The 20,670-nt window shown below is 65.6% G+C and carries 21 protein-coding genes; 10 read left to right on the forward strand and 11 right to left on the reverse strand.

Going from position 1 to position 20,670, the window contains the following annotated elements:
- The first annotated feature begins 82 nt into the window (after positions 1 to 82).
- Positions 83 to 901: an APH(3'') family aminoglycoside O-phosphotransferase gene (locus NS6_RS11720; RefSeq protein ID WP_068040460.1), complete on the forward strand. Its 819-nt coding sequence runs from the start codon at positions 83 to 85 to the stop codon at positions 899 to 901.
- A gap of 114 nt (positions 902 to 1,015) precedes the next feature.
- On the opposite strand, the gene NS6_RS11725 is transcribed toward NS6_RS11720, so the two are convergent.
- The 4 genes from NS6_RS11725 to NS6_RS11735 form a co-directional block, all read right to left on the reverse strand.
- Entirely contained in the window at positions 1,016 to 1,789 is a 774-nt protein-coding gene (locus NS6_RS11725) for a sulfite exporter TauE/SafE family protein (protein WP_068040462.1), read from the reverse strand.
- Between the two features lie 22 nt (positions 1,790 to 1,811).
- Entirely contained in the window at positions 1,812 to 1,979 is a 168-nt protein-coding gene (locus NS6_RS36555) for a DUF8730 family Cys-rich protein (RefSeq protein WP_503826298.1), read from the reverse strand.
- 35 nt (positions 1,980 to 2,014) lie between these two features.
- Positions 2,015 to 3,403 carry an MBL fold metallo-hydrolase gene (locus tag NS6_RS11730; RefSeq protein WP_068040464.1) on the reverse strand — a complete coding sequence of 463 codons (1,389 nt, stop codon included), beginning with the start codon at positions 3,401 to 3,403 and terminating at the stop codon, positions 2,015 to 2,017.
- A gap of 421 nt (positions 3,404 to 3,824) precedes the next feature.
- Positions 3,825 to 4,412, reverse strand: coding sequence for a hypothetical protein (locus tag NS6_RS11735; RefSeq protein ID WP_068040466.1), 588 nt, complete (start codon positions 4,410 to 4,412; stop codon positions 3,825 to 3,827).
- A 135-nt stretch (positions 4,413 to 4,547) separates the two neighbouring features.
- On the opposite strand from NS6_RS11735, the gene NS6_RS11740 reads away from it, so the two are divergent.
- Positions 4,548 to 5,126: a TetR/AcrR family transcriptional regulator gene (locus NS6_RS11740; protein ID WP_068040468.1), complete on the forward strand. Its 579-nt coding sequence runs from the start codon at positions 4,548 to 4,550 to the stop codon at positions 5,124 to 5,126.
- Between the two features lie 292 nt (positions 5,127 to 5,418).
- Here NS6_RS11740 and NS6_RS11745 read toward each other — a convergent pair whose 3' ends face one another.
- From NS6_RS11745 to NS6_RS11775, 7 genes are all read right to left on the reverse strand, one after another.
- Positions 5,419 to 5,811, reverse strand: coding sequence for a hypothetical protein (locus NS6_RS11745; RefSeq protein ID WP_157112704.1), 393 nt, complete (start codon positions 5,809 to 5,811; stop codon positions 5,419 to 5,421).
- Between the two features lie 66 nt (positions 5,812 to 5,877).
- Positions 5,878 to 6,174: a hypothetical protein gene (locus NS6_RS11750; RefSeq protein WP_068040471.1), complete on the reverse strand. Its 297-nt coding sequence runs from the start codon at positions 6,172 to 6,174 to the stop codon at positions 5,878 to 5,880.
- An 18-nt stretch (positions 6,175 to 6,192) separates the two neighbouring features.
- The gene (locus NS6_RS11755) at positions 6,193 to 7,452 is read right to left on the reverse strand and encodes an MFS transporter (RefSeq protein ID WP_068040474.1); all 1,260 of its coding nucleotides are present in this window, start codon (positions 7,450 to 7,452) and stop codon (positions 6,193 to 6,195) included.
- Between the two features lie 135 nt (positions 7,453 to 7,587).
- Positions 7,588 to 7,905, reverse strand: coding sequence for a YciI family protein (locus NS6_RS11760; protein WP_245669260.1), 318 nt, complete (start codon positions 7,903 to 7,905; stop codon positions 7,588 to 7,590).
- Entirely contained in the window at positions 7,898 to 9,631 is a 1,734-nt protein-coding gene (chcC2, locus tag NS6_RS11765) for a 4-oxocyclohex-2-ene-1-carboxylate 5-dehydrogenase (protein ID WP_068040478.1), read from the reverse strand. The genes NS6_RS11760 and chcC2 overlap by 8 nt, the downstream gene beginning before the upstream one ends.
- A 113-nt stretch (positions 9,632 to 9,744) precedes the next feature.
- Positions 9,745 to 10,188, reverse strand: a complete 444-nt coding sequence (locus NS6_RS11770) for a Zn-ribbon domain-containing OB-fold protein (protein WP_068040480.1) — start codon at positions 10,186 to 10,188, stop codon at positions 9,745 to 9,747.
- Positions 10,188 to 11,369 carry a thiolase family protein gene (locus NS6_RS11775; RefSeq protein ID WP_084470974.1) on the reverse strand — a complete coding sequence of 394 codons (1,182 nt, stop codon included), beginning with the start codon at positions 11,367 to 11,369 and terminating at the stop codon, positions 10,188 to 10,190. The genes NS6_RS11770 and NS6_RS11775 overlap by 1 nt, the downstream gene beginning before the upstream one ends.
- A 141-nt stretch (positions 11,370 to 11,510) precedes the next feature.
- On the opposite strand from NS6_RS11775, the gene NS6_RS11780 reads away from it, so the two are divergent.
- The 8 genes from NS6_RS11780 (at position 11,511) to NS6_RS11815 (ending at position 20,617) form a co-directional block, all read left to right on the forward strand.
- Positions 11,511 to 13,691, forward strand: a complete 2,181-nt coding sequence (locus NS6_RS11780) for an acetate--CoA ligase family protein (RefSeq protein ID WP_068040484.1) — start codon at positions 11,511 to 11,513, stop codon at positions 13,689 to 13,691.
- Between the two features lie 14 nt (positions 13,692 to 13,705).
- Positions 13,706 to 14,188, forward strand: coding sequence for a MaoC/PaaZ C-terminal domain-containing protein (locus NS6_RS11785; RefSeq protein WP_068040485.1), 483 nt, complete (start codon positions 13,706 to 13,708; stop codon positions 14,186 to 14,188).
- 27 nt (positions 14,189 to 14,215) lie between these two features.
- Complete coding sequence (locus tag NS6_RS11790; protein WP_068040487.1) at positions 14,216 to 15,397, forward strand: acyl-CoA dehydrogenase family protein; 1,182 nt, start codon at positions 14,216 to 14,218, stop codon at positions 15,395 to 15,397.
- 78 nt (positions 15,398 to 15,475) lie between these two features.
- Positions 15,476 to 16,615, forward strand: coding sequence for a C4-dicarboxylate TRAP transporter substrate-binding protein (locus NS6_RS11795; protein WP_068040489.1), 1,140 nt, complete (start codon positions 15,476 to 15,478; stop codon positions 16,613 to 16,615).
- A gap of 128 nt (positions 16,616 to 16,743) precedes the next feature.
- A complete protein-coding gene (locus NS6_RS11800) occupies positions 16,744 to 17,241 on the forward strand; it encodes a TRAP transporter small permease subunit (RefSeq protein WP_245669261.1) in 498 nt (165 codons plus the stop codon).
- On the forward strand, positions 17,234 to 18,739 hold the full coding sequence (locus NS6_RS11805) for a TRAP transporter large permease (RefSeq protein WP_210746797.1): 1,506 nt from the start codon (positions 17,234 to 17,236) through the stop codon (positions 18,737 to 18,739). Before NS6_RS11800 ends, NS6_RS11805 begins: the two co-directional genes overlap by 8 nt.
- 37 nt (positions 18,740 to 18,776) lie before the next feature.
- The gene (locus tag NS6_RS11810) at positions 18,777 to 19,463 is read left to right on the forward strand and encodes a nitroreductase (RefSeq protein ID WP_068040493.1); all 687 of its coding nucleotides are present in this window, start codon (positions 18,777 to 18,779) and stop codon (positions 19,461 to 19,463) included.
- Between the two features lie 38 nt (positions 19,464 to 19,501).
- Positions 19,502 to 20,617 (forward strand): CaiB/BaiF CoA transferase family protein, encoded by a 1,116-nt coding sequence (locus NS6_RS11815; RefSeq protein WP_068040495.1) that lies wholly within the window; start codon positions 19,502 to 19,504, stop codon positions 20,615 to 20,617.
- The last annotated feature ends 53 nt before the right edge of the window (positions 20,618 to 20,670 follow it).

The raw sequence follows: 20,670 nt of genomic DNA on the forward strand, positions 1-20,670 counted from the left end.
GGTCAACCGGCCTCGGGCCGGGCGTGTGTGGTCGCCGCTTCGGGCCGGCAAGCGTGGACGCGGGCTGGCTATAGTGACCGAAATGAGTCATGGTCATGACCCGCGAAAAGTACTGGCGAGTGCGGGATACAGCATCGAAGACTGGTCACCTGTCACTTCGGGCGAGTCGGGGGCCGCGGTCTTTCGTGACGAGGACGCCACCCGATACGCCAAATGCGTTCCGGCTGCGGAGGCTGCCGCGCTGAAAACAGAACACGACCGGGTGCAGTGGCTGGCCGGCCGGCGCGTGCCGGGCCCGCAGGTACTCGACTGGCACTCCGGCGAGGCGGGGGCACTGCTGATAACCACCGCCGTCCCCGGCGTTCCCGCGGATCAACTCTCGGCTACCGACCTCCGCGCGGCTTGGGAACATATTGCCGACGCAGTGCGTGGCCTGCACGCACTACCGGCGCAAAACTGCCCGTTCGACCGCGGTCTGGACATGATGGTCCCCCTTGCGCGTGACGTCGTCGGCCGCGATGCCGTGAACCCGGAATTCCTTTCTGTCGAGCAGCAGCACACACCACCCCACGAGCTGCTGGCCCGCCTCGAACCCGAGATCGCGCGGATGCTGGCCTACGAGGCGGCGGATACCGTCGTCTGTCACGGAGACCTGTGCCTGCCCAACATCGTTGTGGACCCGGAAACGCTGAAGGTGTCCGGATTCATCGATTTGGGCCGTCTCGGGACCGCCGATCGTTACGCCGATCTGTCGCTCCTGCTTGCCAACGCGCGGGAGGCCTGGGAGGACGAGGAGCAGGCATTGGCCGCGGACACACTGTTCGCGGCCCGGTACGGCCTCGCGCTGGACCGTGACCGTTTGGACTTCTACCTGCACCTCGACCCCCTCACCTGGGGATGAGGACGAGGCGGATCGGTCCACGGGGGTAGTGACTGCACCGCCGTTGGGAAACCCGGCCGGCCACCAGCGGGGAAACAACGGGCCGCCTACGGAGAGGTCCTACCGCCATTGACATCAGGTCAGGAATATCGTGTCGACCAGTACATACGCGGCCACGGCGAACACCAGATAAGCGAACCATCGCTGCAACCGTTCGGTGTTCGTCTTGGTGCCGAAATGCCCGGCGATCAGCGATCCGGCGAGGGCGGCCCCGGCGAAAAGGCCGGTGACGGCCCAGTCGATTCCGCCGGCACCGAGATGCGCGACGAGACCTGCCGCCGAATTCGCGACGATGATGAGAAGTGAGGTGCCCACCGCGAGAGGCATCTGCACGCCGAGCATCAGTACCAGGGCGGGAACGATGAGGAATCCGCCGCCGACACCGAACATCCCGGTGAGCAATCCCACGCCGATCCCTACCGGTATCGACCGCGAAGCGCAGCGCCGCCAGTCGATCCCGGTGTCCGTGCGCTTGCAAGCGATCCCGCTCCCTTCGGTACCGCGCAGCATGCGCACCGCGGCGAACACCATGACCGCGGCGAAGCCGATCAGAAGCAATGGTTGCGGTAGCAGCCGGCCGAGGGCGCTCCCGGCGAACGTGGCAGGTATTCCGGCGGCGGCGAAGACCGCGGCGAGCCGCCACTCGACGTGCCGGGCCCGGACCCTCGGCAGCGCTCCGACCGCGGCCGCTGTACCGACCACGATCAGCGAAACCGGTATCGCCTGCTCGATATCGAGCCCGATCCCGTAGACGAGGGCCGGCACGGCCAGAATTGATCCGCCACCGCCGAGCAGGCCGAGCAGTACTCCGATGATCGCGCCCAGCGCCAGAGCGATCGCCGATGTCATGTGCTACGACTCCGTTGGCAAGTCAGCGGCCGAAAAACGAGGAGAGGAATCCTTTCCTCGCCGGGCGGCGGTCGCCGGTGCAAGTGCACCTTTGGGCGGCAGGTACGGACTTCATCACGCTGTCGGCGTGCTGCCCGCACCCGCCCCAGGTCGTCCTGCGGCAGCTCGAGCAGGTCGTCTGGTAACACACGGTTGTCTCCTTGTGGGGGTCGGTATCGAGAGGGGTCAGATTCGTGCCGCGTCAGCTGATCGCGCGGCCCATTCGTCGTATCCGCCGGCCAGGTCGCTGACTTGTCGGATGCCGTGCGCACGCAGCAGCGACGCCGCCACGCTCGATCGCCATCCGCCGGCACAGTGCATCACCAGCGGGCGGTCGTCGGGTAGCTCGCCCACACGGGTGCGCAGCTGCGCCAGCGGAATCGATACTGCGCCCGGGATCACCCCGAACTCGCGCTCGCTCGGGTTACGGATATCGACAACGGTGACAGCGTCCGTAGTGAGCAGGTGTTCGAGTTCGGCGACCGAGGTCCGTGGCGTCGACCGCACCAGATCGGTCAGTTCGTCCGGGAACGCGCCGTCTGCGCCGACGTTGAAGTATCCCACAGTGTGATCGGAGCCGATCCGCGCGAGCCGCATGGCCGCCGTCTGTTCCTCTTCGGGATAAGTGATCAGGACGGTCCGGTCACCGATCTCGGCGACCATACCGCCCGTTTCGGCGAACCGGCCGTCGAATCCGACGTTGACCGCGCCCTCGAGGTGCCTCTTTGCGAAGTCATCGGGGGTGCGGGCATCGAGGACATGCGTTCCGGAATCGAGTTCGGACCGTAGCTGCGCGGCCGACATCGCGGGTACCCGGCGTTGCGCGTCGAAGAGGGGCCGGTTGGCTTTGTTCAAGGCCGCATCCACCGCGAAATACGCCGGTACCGTCGGCTGGCCGTCGGTGATCAGGGCAACGAACTCGTCCTCGCTCATCGGCTGTACCGCATAGTTGCTACGGCGCTGTTCACCGATGGTGGAGGACAGTTCGCTGGACAGGTTTTTTCCGCAGGAGGAGCCCGCGCCGTGCGCGGGGAGGACTGTGACCGAATCGGGAAGGACCAGCAGCGTCTCGTGGATGGTGTGGTACATCGCCCGGGCCAGGTCGGTGTTCGTGCCGTCACCCAAATTGACCAGGTCGGGGCGGCCGACGTCACCGATGAACAGGGAATCGCCGGTCAGCACGGCCGACGGCATCTCCCCGGCGTGTTCTCGTATCAAGAGGCCGATCGATTCCCAGGTGTGACCGGGGGTGGACAAGATCTCGATGTCCACTTCGCCGAGGTCGAGATGGTCACCGTGCCGGAGACGGCGAATCGGATAGTCGGTTCGCGCGGCTTCTCCGAAGCCGATCCACGCTCCGGTCGCTTCCAGAAGTTCCAGGTGCCCTGAGACGAAGTCCGCATGGAAGTGGGTGTTGACGACCGCTTCGATAGTCAAGCCGTGCCGGCGCGCATCGGTGAGGTATTCGGTCACGTCGCGGCGTGGGTCGACCACGACGGCGCGTCCGGTGCTCTCGTCGCCGATCAGGTACGAGGCATGCGAAAGGCACTCGATGTAGTACTGCTCGAGAATCATGGCGGGTTCCTCCAAATGGTTGCCGCGTGCGCACCCAGGATGACATATACCCCGGGGGGTATGCAAATACCCTAGGGGGTATGCAAACTCTTCGAGGTCGAGAGGTTGGGTCCGCCGGGGTGCGGTGACAATACCGTTGAACAGCAGTCGGCCATGTCGGGGAGTGGGCGAACGAAGCGCCGTCCACCGATCGGATTTCTCACGCAACCGCGCGCCAGGACTTCGGCGATGAACCGGCAGCTCGCTTCCGTGGCGGGTGATTCGCCCGTGCAAGCAAAGACGTTGCGGCCTAGAGGAGCTCGCTCGTCTGCTCGAGTTCCGCGCCCCCTACGCTTCTGCTCGCGGATCGATTGTGCCGCTGTGTCGTCTTCCCGTCAGCGAGAAATTGCGCTGGGGCGGTGCATCAGATGGAAGTGCCGCGTCAGCCGGAAAGCATACCGGCCACTCTGAGCAGTGCAGGAAGGATGAAAAGGGTGCTGCCCAGTACCAGCGGCCCCCCGCATATACCCAGCAGGACTTCGCGTTTCCCCAGGCCGGCGCGTCTGGCGTAGGAGAGCGCGAGGATTCCGAATCCCGCAGACGCGAGAAGAAAGGCGAACACATAGCCTCCCGATGCGAGATCGAGGTGTTCTGCATCGCCCGCCACCCCGGTCAGCATGACTGCCGCCTGGGTGAGACTCCCCACCACGTAGATGACCACCGTCGAGAAGGCGGCCCACAGTATGGTGCCCACGACTTTCGGCTGGAGGAACTTCGGCGGCTGGGTAACGGCGAGCACCGCCACGGCTACGCCGAGAAGCTTCAGGGCGGCGACATACCAGTTCATCACCGAGATCGCGTCCGCGTTCGCTGCATGCGGACCGGTAGCGAACTTTTCGGTGAACTCGAACCAGAAGCTGATCGCTGCGAATATTGCGCACCACACCGCGACCAGCGCGCCTACGGTTGCCACGATCTTGGTGGGCGCAGCGATGCGTTGGGGGGCGTTGTCGATAGGCGTCAGTGCCATGGGTGAGTCCTTCCGGTCGCGGTCCGAGTCGGGCCCCTGAAGGAGAGGAGGAAGCGAGACGCGAAGCTGATTAGCATCATCGTTCTAGACCCTAGATTCTAGAATGGGAATTCGTCAACGCTGTAGCCTGGTGTTGTGCCTCCTGCCAAGTTCACCTCCGACGGAATCCTCGACGCCTGCGCCCAAGAAGTGCTCCTGCGCGGCGCGGACGTGCGGATCGTAGACATCGCTCACCGGCTGGAGGCTCCCACTGGGTCGATCTATCATCGGTTCCGGTCGCGCGAGGAACTACTCGTCCGTCTGTGGCTCCGGAGCATCCGGCGCTTTCACGTCGATTACCTCGCCGCCGGAGATCATGAAGACCCGGAACGTGCGCTCCTCGGCATGGCCGAGTGTGTGGTCACGTTCACCCGAGACCATCCGCAGGAGGCTGTCGCGATGACGCTGTACCGGCAGTCACGGCTGGTGCAGACGGCGCCCGAGTCCTGTCGGGAGGAGGTCGAGAAGGTGAACGAAGGGATCCATCGCCGTCTCGCAGAGCTGACCGAAATGCGTTATCCGCAGCCGACCGATCGCCACCGGTCCCTCGTGCGCGTCGCAGCGGCCGAAGGGCCCTACGGGCTGGTGCGGCCGTACCTGCGGAACTCGGTGCCCGACTGGATGCCCGAGGTCACCGTGGCGAGCTCGAGGGCCATCCTTGCGCTGGGCACGTGAAAGGAATTCCTCAGGGCCGGCCGATTAGGCCGTGACCACACGGTGGCGCCGGCCGGACATGCCACTTTCCGGTGGAGGCGCCGAAACCCTCGACGGATACGTGCGGGTGTAAGCCGTTGGGGCACTGAAGGTTTCTCCCAGGGCCTTCGGATATCGACGGTGAGTTCACGAGCAAGGCGCAGTTGGGTGTAAGTGGTGAGGAGCGGCCGGGTCGGCGCGCCGCCTCGGACATCACATATCGCCGAAACCGTCGATTCGCCTGTGCCGGAACGATGTTCCGGCAGCAGACATATCAGAAATCGTTGTCGCGGGTGCGCTCGTTGTCGCGTAAGCGATCATAGTCGGTTCGGGCGTTCGGCGACCACAGGATCGGGTGGGCGCCGGGACCGCAGTCCTCGCTCCATCGGATGGTCGATTCGGGGCGCATCCGTTCTGCCGGCCGATGCAGGATGCGCAGGTTGGTGCACAGTCCCAAGACTCCGGCGGTGGCCGCGCCCACATCGGTATTCGTGCATTCGATATCGAGCCGACTGCCGACCGGAACCGCTGAGCAGAACGCGTCACCGGGCGGCAGTGCCCGAGCGGCCCCCGCGCCGACGGTCGTCGATACCGCCACGACCGCGGAACCGGATATCACCGCGCCCGCTATCAATAGCCGTCGGGCGGTTCTCTTGGGGACAGACACCGTATTTCTCTCTTTCCCTGCACTGCCGAACAATTCAGAAAAGCATAGGTATCCGGAACCGACTTCTCATCGGAAGGAACTACCGAAGGCGCCCGGCGCCGAGGCGGCGGTGAACAGTCCGGCCACCAGCAGGATCGGGATGATCGCCGCGGCGACGACCACCAGCCCCACCAGCAGACGGCCGAACATCTGCGGTGCGAGTCCCAGTGGCAGCAGCATCTGCTGGTCGGATTCGGCCAAGCCGCCGCTGGTGACGATCTCCACGACCGCGGTCATCCGCACCGGGGCGGCGCGCACGTATTCCAGGTTCGAGCGGATGTAGGCGCGCAACCGGCCGGTGGGCGTGGTTTCGGCGTCGATCATCGGTGCCGTGCAGGCGGCCTAGACACAAGGTCCATCCACACGGCGTCCGGTTCGGTGGTGGAGTGTGACCAAGGCGCTCGAGAGCACGGCGGTGGCGGCGAAAGAGACTGCGAGGACGGTGAACTGGGTAGATCCCGGCGCGGTGGTTCCGAGCAGTGCAGTGCCGGCCGCGGTGCCGGCGTAGAGCGCGGAGTTGTTCCAGGAGACCGCAGGGGCGCGGAGATCGCCCATTGTCGCGGTGAGGTATTCCTGGCCGGTGCCGACATACGCCGCGCCGGCCGCGAAGGTGACGACCCACCCCGCGACACAGACCCAGGCGATAGTCGAGCTTGTTGCGGCGTACAACCCCACGATCATCAGCGACCCGTAGCCGATGTTCAGGATGAACTGGTCGTGATCCCTTCGGTGGAAGAGATCGACGAGGTACCCGGCCACCAGCGCGCCGATCATCGACCCGAATCCGACCGCCGCGCCGACGAGGCCGAGCCGGGAGGTGTCGAAACCGAACCGGTGCAGGAGCAGGGCACCGGCAAAAGTGTAGGTCGCGTACCGGGCGGCCTGGGCGAAGAAGTTCGCGGACACCACCAGGGTGAAGTCGTGGTTACGCCACAGCCCGGCCGATGCCGCCAGCACCCGCCGTGGACTGCGGTTTCGTGGCGGAACCCGGGTCTCGCCGGTCAGCGCGAGGCCCACCAGTACGGTAGCGACGGCCGCGGCGATCGCGATGGCGGCGAATACCCACCGCCAGCTCACGGTATCGGCGACGACCGCACCGGCGGGGACACCCAGGATCTGGCCCGCCGCGAAGAACGCGGAGACGCGCGATACCGCGCGACCGCGTTGTGTCGCGGCGGCGGTCTCCGTGACATAGGACCACACCGCGGGACCCATCAGCGCGGCGCCGGCACCGGCGAGTACTCGTCCCGCGATGAGGAACTCGTACGACGGCGCCAGCGCGCTGAGCGTTTCGCCGGCGACGAATACGCAGGCTCCGGCCACGATCGTCGTCCTGCGGGTCCACCTGTCGGCCAGGGCCGCTACCAGCGGACTGACGGTGGCGTAAGTCAGCGCGAAGGCGGAGACCGACATGGCCGCGCGGGCAGTGGAAATGCCGAACTCGTTCGCCAGCACGGGGAGCAGCGGGGACAGGACGAACATTTCCGAACCCAGCAGGAAGAACAGCACGCTCGCCAGTGCGTGTTTGCCCCACGGGGTCCGGACGACAGCGGCCCGTCCACCGGCGACTTCCACTTCGCTGGACAGCGATTCGGTAGCCATACCTTTCCCTCCATCGCTCGGTATCGCCCGGCGGAAGGCGTCTGTGGGCAAACCGCCGGATACACCGCATCGGTGTGCTCGAGTACGTGGACGACGCTGCCCGGCCCCGGCCGGGGTGGAATTCGCCCGATTCCGTTACGGGTGGCGCGCCCGGGCGTCGACCGCCCACGGCCCGATCATCGGGATCCACTCCGTGATCTCATACGAGGCGATGTATCCGTGCCGGTAGAACGGGTCTTCTTCGACGACAGCGACGATGTCGTCCTTCCGGTGGGCCGAATAGATCATCGCCGCGCCGGCGTTCTCACCAGCGGCGAAGGGCCCGGACCCGAGGATCAGCCCCCGGTCCGCTGCCGCGGCGAGGTAATCCTTGTGCTCGGGGCGTCGCGCGTCGCGGCCCGCGTGGTCGTCGGTATAGCGATACCGGACCAGGAAGAACGCCACGTCACGCACCCTTCGAGGTCTCGGTGGCCGCGGGACCGTGGGACTGCCGGGCGAGGCCGGCGGCGTCGCGGCCGATGGTGTAGCCGAAGACGAGGGCGGGCCCGATGTTCGCGCCGTATCCGGGGTAACCGCCACCGAATATGCTCACCGCCGCCGAACCGGCTGCGAACAGTCCGGGGATGGGCCGGTCGTCCTGATCGAGTACCCGGCTGTGTGGGTCGACGGCGAGACCCGAGTAGGCGCCGAGGTCGCCCATCTGGATCCGCGCCGCGTAATAGGGTCCCTTGTCGATCGGTTCGAGGTTGGGGTTCGGGGTATGGGCCATATCGCCCTTGAAGTGATGGAACCAGTTGGAGCCCCGGTTGAATTTCGGGTCCTCGCCTCGTGCTGCGCCGCTGTTGAACTCCGCGAGCGTCTTCTTCAGGCCCCGCGCGTCGACGCCGATCTTGTCCGCGAGTTCCTCGACCGTGTCCGCGCGGTGCAGGAATCCGGTCTTCTTGAAATAACCCTGCGGGATCGGCCACGGCTTGGCATAGCCGATACCGTACTTCCGCATCGCTTTCGAGTCGGCGATGATATAGCCGACCGTATCGTCGGCGCCGGTATTGTCCCGGATCATCGCCACCCCGAAATCGTGGTACGAGCTCGATTCGTTGGCGAAACGCTCGCCGCGGCGGTTCACCGCTATCAGACCCGGCAATCCGAAGGCGCGCAGGTGCGGGAAGATGCGCTGCTGCCCGCGCAGTCCCGTGAATACGGTGACCGGTGCCCAGGCGGCGGGTTCGTGCACTGCGGTATCGACGTGCCCACCGAGCGGCGCGGCGAGCCGGACATTGTCTCCGTCGTGACCCACCGTCGGCGTGAAGTGGTTGTGGCCCTGTGGGTCGTGCCGCCAGTGCTGGCCGCGCAGTGCGGCGTCCGCCGAGTATCCACCCGCGGCGATCACCACGCCGAGCCGCGCCTCCACGGTGCATGCCTGCGCGCCGCCGAGTACGGCTCCGGTCACGCTGCCGTGCTCGTTGCGGACGATCTTCGTCACGGGGGTCCCGGTCCACATCCGAATGCCGAGCTTCGCGGCCGACGAGACCATCCGCACCATGAGCGAGTTGCCGTTGGTGCGATCGAAGGAGCGTCGGAATACCGCAGTCTCGGCCCATGTCTTCAGCAGCTTCTTCGTCACATAGACGAACGACTTCCAGGATTGGTTCGCGTGCAGGAATTCCCCGATATCGGGACCGACCTCGGGCATGTAGCCGAACACAGTATAGGTGTCGAGGTAGGGGCGCAGGCGCAGTCGGTTCGTGCCGAGCATGCGCGCGTCCGCCATCTTGCCGGAGATCGCCCGGCCGGAGGCTTTGGCGCCGGGGACATCCATCTGATAGTCGGGTGCCATTTCGGGGTAGACGAATTCGACATCGGTTTCCCGCTCCAGCCAGTCGATGGCTTCCGGTACTTCGTCGAGAAAGGTCTCCACCATTTCGGCCTTGAAGCAGTCCTCGGCGAGCGCCCTGATGTAGGTCTCGATCTCTTCTCGGGTGTCACCTTCGGCAACACCCTGTTTGTTGCCGGGAACCCATGCCCAGCCACCGGAGATCGCGGTGGTGCCGCCGAGCCACTGCGATTTCTCGGCGACGATCACGCTGTGGCCTTCGCTCGCCGCCTTGAGCGCCGCGGCCATCCCGGCCGCGCCGGATCCGGCGATCAACAGATCGCATTTGACGGTTTTCGGGCTCATACTTCGTTTCCTTTCCGCTGAGCGTTGTCCGGGCGCCGCCGTGGTTCGTGTGGCGTTGCCGGATGAGGGAGTACTCGGAGTGGATGGGATTCCGGGCCGGTCCGGGCCTGCGGTTACCGGGCTGGTGTGGGCCTGTCGCCGGTGCCGACGGGGCGTGCGCCGAAGGACATCCGGTCGGTGTAACGGAGGGCGACGATTTCGACTCGATCGTCGGGCCGGACCTCGGTGTCGCCCCACAGGCGGGTAGCCAGTCGCAGCCCTTCGTCGAGGTCGACGACGCACACGCGGTAGGGGACCTCGTCGACGAACGCGGTGGGCGCGGCGTGGATCGTGGTGAACGAGTAGAGGGTGCCCAGGCCGGACAGGTCGATCCAGGTGACCTGGCGATCCCAGGTGTGTGGGTCGATCGGTTTCGGTGGAAAGGTGGGCCGGCCGGTGGCAATACTCGCGGTCGTGATCAACCGCCCTTCGCGGAGCGCGGTCCAGAACGGCTCGGTGGCCTCGGTGATGCGCGGGGGGTAGGGATGGCGAGCGGGGATATCGACTATCGGGATCATCAGTGCACGCCTTCCAGAACATGAACCAGCGCCGCGTTGTAATTGCCGAGTTCGGCGCTGGTGAGCGCGAGTTCCACGTCGTGGACCTGGCGTGCGCCGGCTGCTCCGCACAGTTGCTCGAATGCTTCGACGAAGCTGTAGAGCGGGGTGATGTAGGCGGGGTGCCCGCGTGAAGTGAGACCGCCCGAGGTGCAGATCGGAATATCGCCGCCGAGGCCGGTGCGACCCTCGGCGGCGTATTTCGCGCCCATCCCCCGGGGCATCAGGCCGAGGGCCTCCGCCGCCAACACCTCGACTATGGTGCACGGCGCGTAGATTTCGGCCAGGTCGATATCGGACGCAGTGACCCCGGCGTCGTCGTAGGCCTGTCGGCCGGCGACCCGGGCGGCCTCGAGTGCGGTCATATCGTTGGGTGTTTCGCTGATCTGGTGTGCTCCCTCGTGGTAAAAGCCGCGCGAGCGAACGCGCACATACGGTCGGCCCGTAGATCGGGCGACCTCTTCTTCGGCAAGGACGAGGCAGACGGCGCCATCACTGCGTGGTGGTACCTCGTAGAGTCCGAGCGGTTCGACGATCATGGGCTGGGCCAGTACCTCGTCGAGGGTGATCGGAGTGCGGAACTGCGCCAACGGGTTCAATTCGGCGTGGCGGCGATTTTTCACCGCGACGGTGGCCAGCTCCGCCCGCGACGAACCGTGGTCGTGGATGTAGCGCGTGGCATCCATCGCGTACCAGGCGATCGGCGTGATCCCGAACGGGGCCTGGAAGTCGACATCGCCCACGGCGCGCATCGAACTCATCATGTGTTCGCGTGCGGGAATCGCCGTTTCGAAGTTCACTCCCAGTGCCAGAGAGACTTTCGAGCGTCCGAGCAGGATGTCGTTGGCGGCGTGCTCGAAGGCGAAGCCGCCGGTCATCCCGTTGCCCAGTACTTCGCAGACGTTGCCCGCGCAGGGTAGCTGCAGGTAGTGCGCCATGAAGGTGGCGAAGTACTTCTGCGCGGTATAGGGCCGGGGCTGCGCGAAAGCCATTCCTTGCACATCACTTTTATCTATTCCGGCGGCCGTGGTGGCTTGCAATACCAGCCGGGCCAGGACCTCGTGTTCGAGTACCTGGACAGCCGACTCGGGCGGGCTCTGCCACTTGCCGACGGGCAGGGCGGCGGCCCCGATGATGGTCACGGTTTTCTCCACGGGCGAGTCCCTACTTCTCAACGGCCTGAAAGCACCGTCGGTGTGATGCGGCCTCTTGACAGATCGGTTTGTGACTCACAACATATCAATGGAAGGACCAATGCGCCACTTGGTCAGAAGGAGGATTCTGTGACCCAGCCGAACGGGAGAAGTCTGTTTCTCCACGATGAACTGGACAAACTCATCGATCCCGCGGTGATCGCGGTGGTCGGGGCCTCGACGACCCCGGGTGGGTTCGGTCATCGCACGATGGAGAACCTGCGAGGCTTCACCGGCCGCGTCTACGGAGTGAACCCCCGCTACGACAGTGTCGAAGGCCGGGTCTGCGTACCTACGCTGGGTGATCTACCCGAAGTGCCCGACTGCGTAATCGTCTGTGTGGCACGGCAGCTGGTGTTGGAAACACTGGAGGAAGCCGCTCGGATCGGTGCTCGCGGCGCCGTTGTCTACGCCTCGGGCTTCAGCGAAACCGGCCGCGACGACGGCATCGCCGCGCAGCACGCCATCGCCGAACTCTCCCGGCGCACCGGTCTGCGGGTCGCGGGACCGAACTGTGTGGGCCTGGTCAACGTCGCCACCGGCGGCGCCATGAACTTCATGACCGACTCGGGGGCGATCACCGCGGGCGCGGACGGGGGAATCGCGATCGTGTCCCAGAGCGGCGCACTCGGCTACACCGTCCTACAGGCTGTGGTGCGCGGCGTCGGTATCAGCCACTACCTCGCCGCGGGGAATTCCGCCGATGTCGATGTCTGCGACTACATCGCCTATCTGGCGGAAGAACCCACGGCCGAGGTGATCATCTGCCTGCTGGAAGGGGTAGAGAGCGGCGAGCGCTTCCTACAGGCCGCCGGACTCGCCGAGGCCGCCGGCAAACCGCTCATCGTCTACAAGGCGGGTAACAACGAGAAGAGCGGCCGGGCCGCGCTGTCGCACACCGGCACCCTGACCGGTTCGACCGCGGCGTACCGAGCGGCCTGCGAACAGGTCGGTGCCATCTGGCTGGACGACCTCGAGGCGCTGACCGAAACCGCCGCGTTCTTCGCGAAGAATCCGTTGGGTCCCGATACGCCCGGGGTCGGCATCATGTCCACCTCCGGGGGCGCCGGCGTGATCAACGCCGATAAAGCGGAGGACAACGAGCTCGACCTACCCGATCTGCACAAGAGCACCCGCGATGTCCTCACCGAGGTCGTACCGGTGTTCGGGTCGATCGGCAACCCGGCCGATCTGACCGCCGAAGTGCTCAAGGACGCGGCAACCTTCTCCCGCTGCCTGGACGCGTTCGCCGCCGATCCGGGCCTCGGCGTGGTCGTGGTGCCACTGGTATTCGTGCACGAGTCGACGACCGGTGTGCGCGCGCCGCTGCTCAGCGCGGCCGGGGCCCGCACCGATACCGCCCTCGCCGCGGTGTGGATGAACGATTGGCTGGAGGGTCCGGGCAGCCGCGTTCTCGACGGCGATCCGAACGTCACACTGTTCCGTTCCCCGGCACGGTGTATGCGGGCGATCCGGTTGTGGCAGGACTGGCACGCGCGACGCCGGCACCTGGCCGGCACCCGCCGCGCGAAGCGCGTCTCGGATCCCGCCGCTGCGGTAACCGCCCGTGGCATTCTCACCGCGAGTGGTATCGGTGCGTCGGCGCTGACCGAACAGCAGGCGAAGGCCATCCTGTCGGCCTATGGGATCGCCGTCCCCCGGGATGTGGCGGTCCGCACCCCGGACGAGGCGGCGCAGGCAGCGGACCGTATCGGCTACCCGGTGGTGCTCAAGGTCGCCTCGCCCGATATCCAGCACAAAACCGAAATCGGCGCGGTCCGGCTGGATCTCACCTCCGCCGAGGAAGTGCGGCAGGCAGCGGCGGAAATTCTCGACAACGCAAGCCTGCTCGTGCCCGGCGCGCGGATCGAGGGTCTCAGTGTGCAGACAATGCTGGACAGCGGGGCGGAGGTCCTGCTCGGCGCCCGGATCGATCTACAGTTCGGGCCGCTGATCACCGTCGGTTCCGGCGGCATCCTGGTGGAGCTGCATCGTGATATCTCGACCCGGCTGGCGCCGGTATCGGTGGACGATGCCCGCCGGATGATCGAATCACTGCGGCTGCACCAGATCCTGACCGGTGTGCGGGGCGACCCCGGCTACGACATGGGGGCCCTGGTCGACGCCGCCGCCCGATTCTCGGAAATGGTGGGCGATCTCGCGGACATTCTCGCCGAGGTGGATGTGAACCCCTTGATCGTCGGCCGTTCCGGCGCTACCGCCGCCGACGCCCTCGTCGCCGTACGCGATACCGAAGCAGTGACCGTTTAGGAGGACAACAGAACATGGGCAAATGTGTCGAAGAATTCGTTATCGGTGAGGTATCCGTCAGCCCGGGTCGCACCGTCACCGAAACCGACGTGGTCCAGTATTCCTGGGTTTCCGGCGATACGAACCCCATGCACACCGACGCCGAATACGCCGCTCGCTCGCCGCTCGGCCGGCGCATCGCGCACGGAACCCTGGGCATGTCCATCTGCACGGGACTCAGCGCTCGGATGGGGCAGTTCGACGGCACCTCCATCGCCGCCCTCGGCGTCGACGAATGGCAATTCCTCGCACCAGTTTTCATCGGCGACACGGTCCACCTGCGAACCACCGTCGTATCGAGCCGGGTGAGCTCGACCAAACCCGATCGCGGGGTGGTGGTCCGGCGGATGGAGCTGCTCGATCAAAACTCGCAGATCGTCCAGCGCGGGCTGATGAAAACCATGGTGTACACCAAGGCCGGTCTCGCGGCCGCCGAATCCGGCAACAACCCTCGCTGAACCGAACAGACCACAAGGAGTAACCGCATGACCACCGCAGTCATCCGCCAGAACGGCGGTCTCGTCAACACCGCCGGGCTGTCCGAGGAGCAAGTCATGATCCGCGACAGTGTGCTGGACATTCTGCACCGCACTCTGCCCCTCCACAGTATTCGTGAACTCGACGAGAACCGGCAGTTCCCGGAAGAGGCGTACCAGGCGCTCGCCGCCTCCGGATTCCTCGGTATTGCGTTCGAGGAGAAATACGGCGGGGCCGACGGATCGTTCAAGGATCTGACGGTTCTCATGGAAACCCTCGGGTACCACTACACCGGTATCGGCCAGGGCGTGATGACCACCTCGATCTACGCGGGTGGCCACGTCGCCAAGTTCGGCTCCGACGAACTGAAGAGCCGCATCATCCCGCAGATCATCGAGGGCAAGGTCAAGCTCGCGCTGGCCATGTCGGAACCGGGGACCGGCTCCGATGTGGCGGGTCTGAAGACGAAAGCGGTCCGCCGCGACGACGGATACGTGCTGTCCGGGACGAAGGTGTGGATCACCTGCGGTCATCTGGCCGACTATCTCGTCGTCATCGCCAAGACCGATCCGTCCGCGCCCCGCCATCAGGGGCTGAGTACGTTCCTCGTCGACGCCCGAGCCGCGGGCGTGAGGATCAACCCGCTCGCGATGCTCGGCCGGCGCACCACACACGCGAACGAAGTGATACTCGACGAGGTCTTCGTGCCCGCGGCGAACCTGATCGGCGAGGAGAACAAGACCTGGAAGAATCTCATGAAATGCCTGGCCGTCGAGCGCCTGGCGCTGGCATCGATCTCGGCCGGGCACTGTTTCCGGATCACCGAGTACGCTCAGGAATACGCGAAAAACCGTATCCAGTTCGACCGGCCGATTTCGAATTTCCAAGTGACTCAGCACAAGCTGGTCGATATGCGGATCATGGCCGAAACCGCACGGCAATCGGTCTACCGGGTCGCCGAACTCCTCGATGCGGGCCACGACGCGATCGAGGAGACATCGATCGCGAAAATCGTCTGCACCGAGAACAACTTCAAATGTGCCGATATGGGATTACAGATTCTCGGTGGCGCCGGTTATTCCATGGAATACGATATGCAAATGTTCTTCCGCGACTCCCGGGTCGGTCCCATCGGTGGCGGCACGAACGAGATACAGCGCAATGTCATAGCAAAACGAATGGGACTCTGAGCCCCCGTGACGAGAGGTATCACAATGGGGCGAAGAATACCCGCTGCCCGACTCGGGAGGTACCTCCGTCGGGGTGCCGTGGCAGCGGCGATTCTGCTGCTCGTCTCGGGCTGCGGCGCCGCGGTCGGGAAGCGGTCCGGCGAGGCGCTGGTCCTGCGATACGCGGACTACACGAGTGCGCAGTCGGGGGAGGGTTTCCGTGCCTTCGCCGCCGAGGTCACCGACCGCACCGCCGGCCGGATCACCTTCGACGCGTATTGGGGCGGGAGCCTGCTGTCGGGTACGGATATGGCCTCGGGTGTGCGCGGCGGGGTCGCGGATCTCGGTATGTTCACCGCCACCTATTACCCGAGTGAATTTCCGGTCACCGACTGGCTTTCGCGTCTCGGCAACTCGGCCGATACCGACTATCCCCGAGGTGTCATGCAAGCGAATGCTGCCCAGTCCGATTTCGCGATGTCCAGCGAGGACGTGAATCGGCAATTCGAGAATCGCGGAATGAAGCTGCTTTTCTCGGCGCATCCCATCACCAACTACGACATCCTCTGCAAGACTCCGGTCACCACCCTCGCGGATGCGGCCGGCAAACGTGTCCGCTCCGGTGGCGGAATGTGGGACGACGAGGTCCGGGCGCTGGGGATGACCCCGGTCGGCCTGTCCATCGGCGAAACCTACGAGGGACTCGAGCGCGGGGTCATCGACTGTGCGCTCGCCTCTCCCAAAACGGTGACCTCCTACGGATTCTGGGAGGTTGCCAAGCATTACACCCGCCTGCCGCTGACCGGTATCAACGCCCAGTACGTCGTGATGAATCAAGAGGTCTGGGATGCATTGCCGGTCGACGATCAGCGGGTGATCTGGGATGCCGCGTACCTGTGGTTCCAAGGCTACCTCGAATACGAAGGGCTGGGCCTGGAAAAGGTTCTCGTCGATGCCGGCATCTCGAAACACGGACTGAATTTCCACGATCCGGCCGACGAACTATCGACAGTTCTGAAAGACCAGCAGGCAGCGGTGCGAGCGGAATTACCTGCCGTCGCTCCGGACCGGGTCGAATCGCCGGAAACGATCGTCCGCGACTACGCGAACACCATGCGCATCTGGCACGATCGGCTGGCCGCAATGGATCTGGGTGCCGCCGGTGACAACGGAGATATCGATCTCACCGAGTATGCCGCCGAAGTACGTCGGGAAGTTTTCGACCGCCATCGTCCATAGAATTCCCGTTCTCCGAACCACCGGGTGGCCGGTCTGCCCCGGCCGGCCCCCGAAATCTTCATCGCCCGAACCGCATCGTTGCGGAAAGTGAGCCTGCCATGGAAGCCCCTACCACGAGTTTGTCCCCCTTGAGCGCCTTATCGCGCAGCCTGGCTCGGTTTGCGGGGGTCGTGGCGGGAGTCATCGTCTTGCTGATGACCGTCCAGATCACCGCCGACGTCGTGTCCCGGAACCTATTCAACGAGCCGATCCCGGGAACGCTCGAGCTGACGGCGTACCTGTTCATGCCGTTGATCGTCTTCCTGGCACTGGCCTATGCCGAGTACGCCGAGGAACACATCCGGGCGACGATCGTCGTCGCCCGGTTGAGCGGGCGGATCGCGCAGGCCACCGAACTCGCCGGCCGGATCGTCACGCTGGTGGTGGTACTGGTGCTGACCTACTACGCCGTGATAGGTGCGATCTATGCCACCGAGATCCGGCTCGAGGCGCTCGGCGCCATCACTTTGCCGGTATGGCCGGTGAAGATCCTCACGGCCGTCGGATGGGCACTGTTCGCATTGCAACAGACCGTCTCGACCGCCACTCTGTTCATCCGCTCGACGACGAGGAACGATCATGGCTGACAGCCTGACAACCGAAACCCGCGCGGCGAAAACCACGCCCGAGGAAACAGCGGGTGCCGCGAACCGGGGGCCACGCGCCGACCACGTGATCCTCGTCGTCGCCGCGGCCACGGTGGCAGCGCTGGTGGCGCTCGGGCTGATTCCGATGGCCGACTCGGTGGTGGGTCTCGTCGTGCTCGCCATGACCGTACTTCTCATGCTGGCCGGAGTACCTGTCGGGATCGCGATCCTCGCGGCGGGTGGGGTGGGGCTGTGGCGACTGGCCGGATTCGACGCCATGGCAGTGACTTTCGAAGATGTGCCGTTCGCGACAGCGGCCAGTTGGAGCCTGAGCGTCATTCCCCTGTTCATTTTCATGGGCATCGCGCTGGGGAAGTTCAACCTCACCACCAAACTGTTCGACGCGGCCCAGCAGTGGATGGGCAAGTTACCCGGGGGACTGGCCATAGCGACGAACTTCGCCGGGGCCGGACTCGCGGCCGCCAGCGGCAGTTCCATCGCAATCTCCTACGCCCTCGGCCGGATCACCATCCCGGAGATGCTGCGTGCGAACTACAAGCCCTCGCTCGCCGTGGGCGTGGTCGCCATGGCCGGCACTCTCGGAATGCTCATCCCACCCAGCGTCGTCCTCGTCATCTACGCCGGGGCGGCCGGTACCGCGATCGGGCCGCAACTCCTCGCCGCGCTGGTGCCGGGGCTCATCCTGGCAGTGGCATTCGCGGCACTCATCCTGATCCGTTCGGTGCTCGATCCCGGCCTGGCGCCCCGCGTGAAGTCCACCGAGGTCACCTGGCGCTCGCGGATCGCTTCGCTGCGCGGCGTCGCTCCGATGGCGGTCATCATCGCCGCGATCATCGGCGGCATGTACACGGGGTTGTTCACCCCGACCGAGGCCGGCGCCTTCGGGGCGCTGCTGGCCGTACTGCTGGGCTGGTTGTTCGGCGGCGACCGCAGCGTCCGCACACTCGGCGTCACCCTGGCCGCCTGCCTGCGCGAGACCGTCGCCGGGGTGGCCTCCATCTTCCTGCTGCTGATCGGTGTGCACGTCCTGACCCGGGTGGTCGCGCTCTCGGGCCTCGCCGACATCATGGCGGATGCAGTGACCGGGATGGGCCTTTCGCGGGTCGGTTTCCTGTTCGTCCTAATCGTCGTATTCCTGATCCTCGGTATGTTCATGGACAGTCTGGCGATGATCCTGCTGACCGTTCCGGTCCTCATGCCGGTGCTGTCGGCACTGGACATCGATATGATCTGGTACGGCGTCTTCATGGTGATCCTGGTGGAGATCGGGCTGGTTACGCCGCCCATCGGGATGCTGAGCTATATCGTGCACCGGTTGACCCAGCATCCCGAGGTCAACCTCGGCCGCACGGTTCATCTCACCGATGTCTTCAAGGGCACGGCCTGGTTCATCACCGCCGCGCTCGTCGTACTCACGGCGCTCATCTTCTGGCCCGATCTCGCGCTGTGGCTGCCCGGCCGCTCCAATGCCTCATAGGAATACGGCACCACGAATCGTCTCGAAGGACCACCGAATGGCCGACCCTGCGGTTCCACACGCCACGCTGGAAGATGTGCTCACCGGCCGCCACAGCTGTCGCGCTTTCCTGCCCACCGCGGTGCCGCGCGCAGATATCGAGCGGATACTCCTGCTCGCCCAGCGTGCCCCCTCCTGGTGTAACGCCCAACCCTGGCAGGTGCACGTGCTGAGCGGCGCGGCAACCCAGCGGTTGGCGTCGGCGCTGTACGACGCGGCTCGCCGCGGGGAACGCCGGCCCGAACTCGAGCCGCCGGGGGAGTACACCGGGGTCTATCGGGATCGGCGCCGCGAATGCGGTCACGCGTTGTACAACGGTCTCGGTATCTCCCGAGCGGACCATGAGCGCCGAGAAGGACAGCGGCTGGAGAACTTTCGATTCTTCGGCGCTCCTCACGTCGCCCTGATCACCACCGGCGAGCAACTCGGCACCTATGGTGCCGTGGATTGCGGCGGCTATGTCGTTACACTGCTGCTCGCCGCTCAGAGCCTCGGCATCGCCGCGGTCCCCCAGGCCGCGATCGCCATGACGTCGGCGACCGTACGCGAACAGATCGCGATCCCGGCGAATCGGCGCATCGTCTGCGCGGTCTCCTTCGGGTACGCGGACGAATCGCACCCCGCCAACAGCTTCCGTACCTCGCGTGCGTCCTTGCGCGAAGCCGTCGAGTGGATCGATACATGAACCAGCACGGACGTCGAGTAGAAAGAGCCCGGATTTCCATGACCAGCCCTACTCCGCCTGTCGATGCGCCGGGCCCGCTCGCCGGTATCCGCGTCGTCGAACTACTCACCCTCGGCCCCGGTGCCCACGCCGCAACCATGCTGGCCGATCTCGGCGCGGAGGTCGTGCTCGTGGCCCGGCCCGGCTGGCTCGCCCAGCAGGGAGCCGACCCCGACCACACCCGGCGCGGCCGTGTCCTCGTCGAGGCGAACCTCAAGGACCCCCGCGATCGCGACGAGGTGATGGCACTGATCGACCGGGCCGACGTACTGCTCGAGGGATTTCGTCCCGGTGTGCTGGAACGGCTGGGCATGGGCCCTCGCGACTGCGGTACTCGAAACCCGCGCCTGATCTATGCGCGAATGACCGGCTGGGGCCAGACCGGCCCGCGGGCGCAGCAGGCCGGCCACGATATCAACTACATCGCGCTGACCGGGCACCTGCACGCCATTGCCCGGTACGGGCAGGCGCCCGTACCGCCGCTGAACCTCGTCGGCGACTACGGTGGCGGGTCCATGTTCGCCACCCTCGGCATCACCGCCGCCCTGGCCGAACGGCAATCCTCCGGTCGCGGCCAGACCATCGACGCGGCCATGGTGGACGGCGCGAGCATGCTCGGCCACTGGATGTGGGCGATGCGGCCCCGCGGTCGATGGTCCGATATCCCCGGCACGAACCTGCTCGATACCGGTCGCCCCTTCTACGATGTCTACGAAACGCTGGACGGCGGCTACATGGCGGTGGGAGCGCTGGAACCGCAGTTCTTCTCGTCCTTCGTCGCCGGCCTCGGGCTCGACGAGGTACCCGATCAGCACGACAGCGACCGGTACGGGGAGCAACGCGAGATCTTCACCCGAGTTTTCAAGACCCGGACACGGCACGAGTGGACCGAGATATTCGCCGGCACCGACGCGTGTGTGACGCCCGTGCTGTCGTACGAAGAAGCGGCGCGCGATCCGCATCTGGTGGCCCGGGGGACGATTGTCGAATCACAGGGAATAACCCAGCCCGCACCGGCTCCCCGGTTCTCCCGTACCGACCGCAGGACTGTGGCGGGCCCACCCCGGACCGTCACCCCCGTTCGGGAGATCTGGGCTTCGGCAAATCCGGGATAGCTCGATTCACCCGGAGGTACCGGGCGGCTGCCGGCCGGTTGTCTCGAATACCG

Origin of the sequence: Nocardia speluncae NBRC 108251 (assembly GCF_001613245.1) — a bacterium.
Classification (GTDB): domain Bacteria; phylum Actinomycetota; class Actinomycetes; order Mycobacteriales; family Mycobacteriaceae; genus Nocardia; species Nocardia speluncae.

What these genes read in the sequence shown, in the direction of transcription:
- NS6_RS11720 (WP_068040460.1), top strand. Translation starts at nt 83, where the DNA reads ATGAGTCATGGTCATGACCCGCGAAAAGTACTGGCGAGTGCGGGATAC.
- NS6_RS11725 (WP_068040462.1), bottom strand. Translation starts at nt 1,789, where the DNA reads ATGACATCGGCGATCGCTCTGGCGCTGGGCGCGATCATCGGAGTACTG.
- NS6_RS11730 (WP_068040464.1), bottom strand. Translation starts at nt 3,403, where the DNA reads ATGATTCTCGAGCAGTACTACATCGAGTGCCTTTCGCATGCCTCGTAC.
- NS6_RS11735 (WP_068040466.1), bottom strand. Translation starts at nt 4,412, where the DNA reads ATGGCACTGACGCCTATCGACAACGCCCCCCAACGCATCGCTGCGCCC.
- NS6_RS11750 (WP_068040471.1), bottom strand. Translation starts at nt 6,174, where the DNA reads ATGATCGACGCCGAAACCACGCCCACCGGCCGGTTGCGCGCCTACATC.
- NS6_RS11755 (WP_068040474.1), bottom strand. Translation starts at nt 7,452, where the DNA reads ATGGCTACCGAATCGCTGTCCAGCGAAGTGGAAGTCGCCGGTGGACGG.
- chcC2 (WP_068040478.1), bottom strand. Translation starts at nt 9,631, where the DNA reads ATGAGCCCGAAAACCGTCAAATGCGATCTGTTGATCGCCGGATCCGGC.
- NS6_RS11770 (WP_068040480.1), bottom strand. Translation starts at nt 10,188, where the DNA reads ATGATCCCGATAGTCGATATCCCCGCTCGCCATCCCTACCCCCCGCGC.
- NS6_RS11785 (WP_068040485.1), top strand. Translation starts at nt 13,706, where the DNA reads ATGGGCAAATGTGTCGAAGAATTCGTTATCGGTGAGGTATCCGTCAGC.
- NS6_RS11790 (WP_068040487.1), top strand. Translation starts at nt 14,216, where the DNA reads ATGACCACCGCAGTCATCCGCCAGAACGGCGGTCTCGTCAACACCGCC.
- NS6_RS11805 (WP_210746797.1), top strand. Translation starts at nt 17,234, where the DNA reads ATGGCTGACAGCCTGACAACCGAAACCCGCGCGGCGAAAACCACGCCC.
- NS6_RS11810 (WP_068040493.1), top strand. Translation starts at nt 18,777, where the DNA reads ATGGCCGACCCTGCGGTTCCACACGCCACGCTGGAAGATGTGCTCACC.
- NS6_RS11815 (WP_068040495.1), top strand. Translation starts at nt 19,502, where the DNA reads ATGACCAGCCCTACTCCGCCTGTCGATGCGCCGGGCCCGCTCGCCGGT.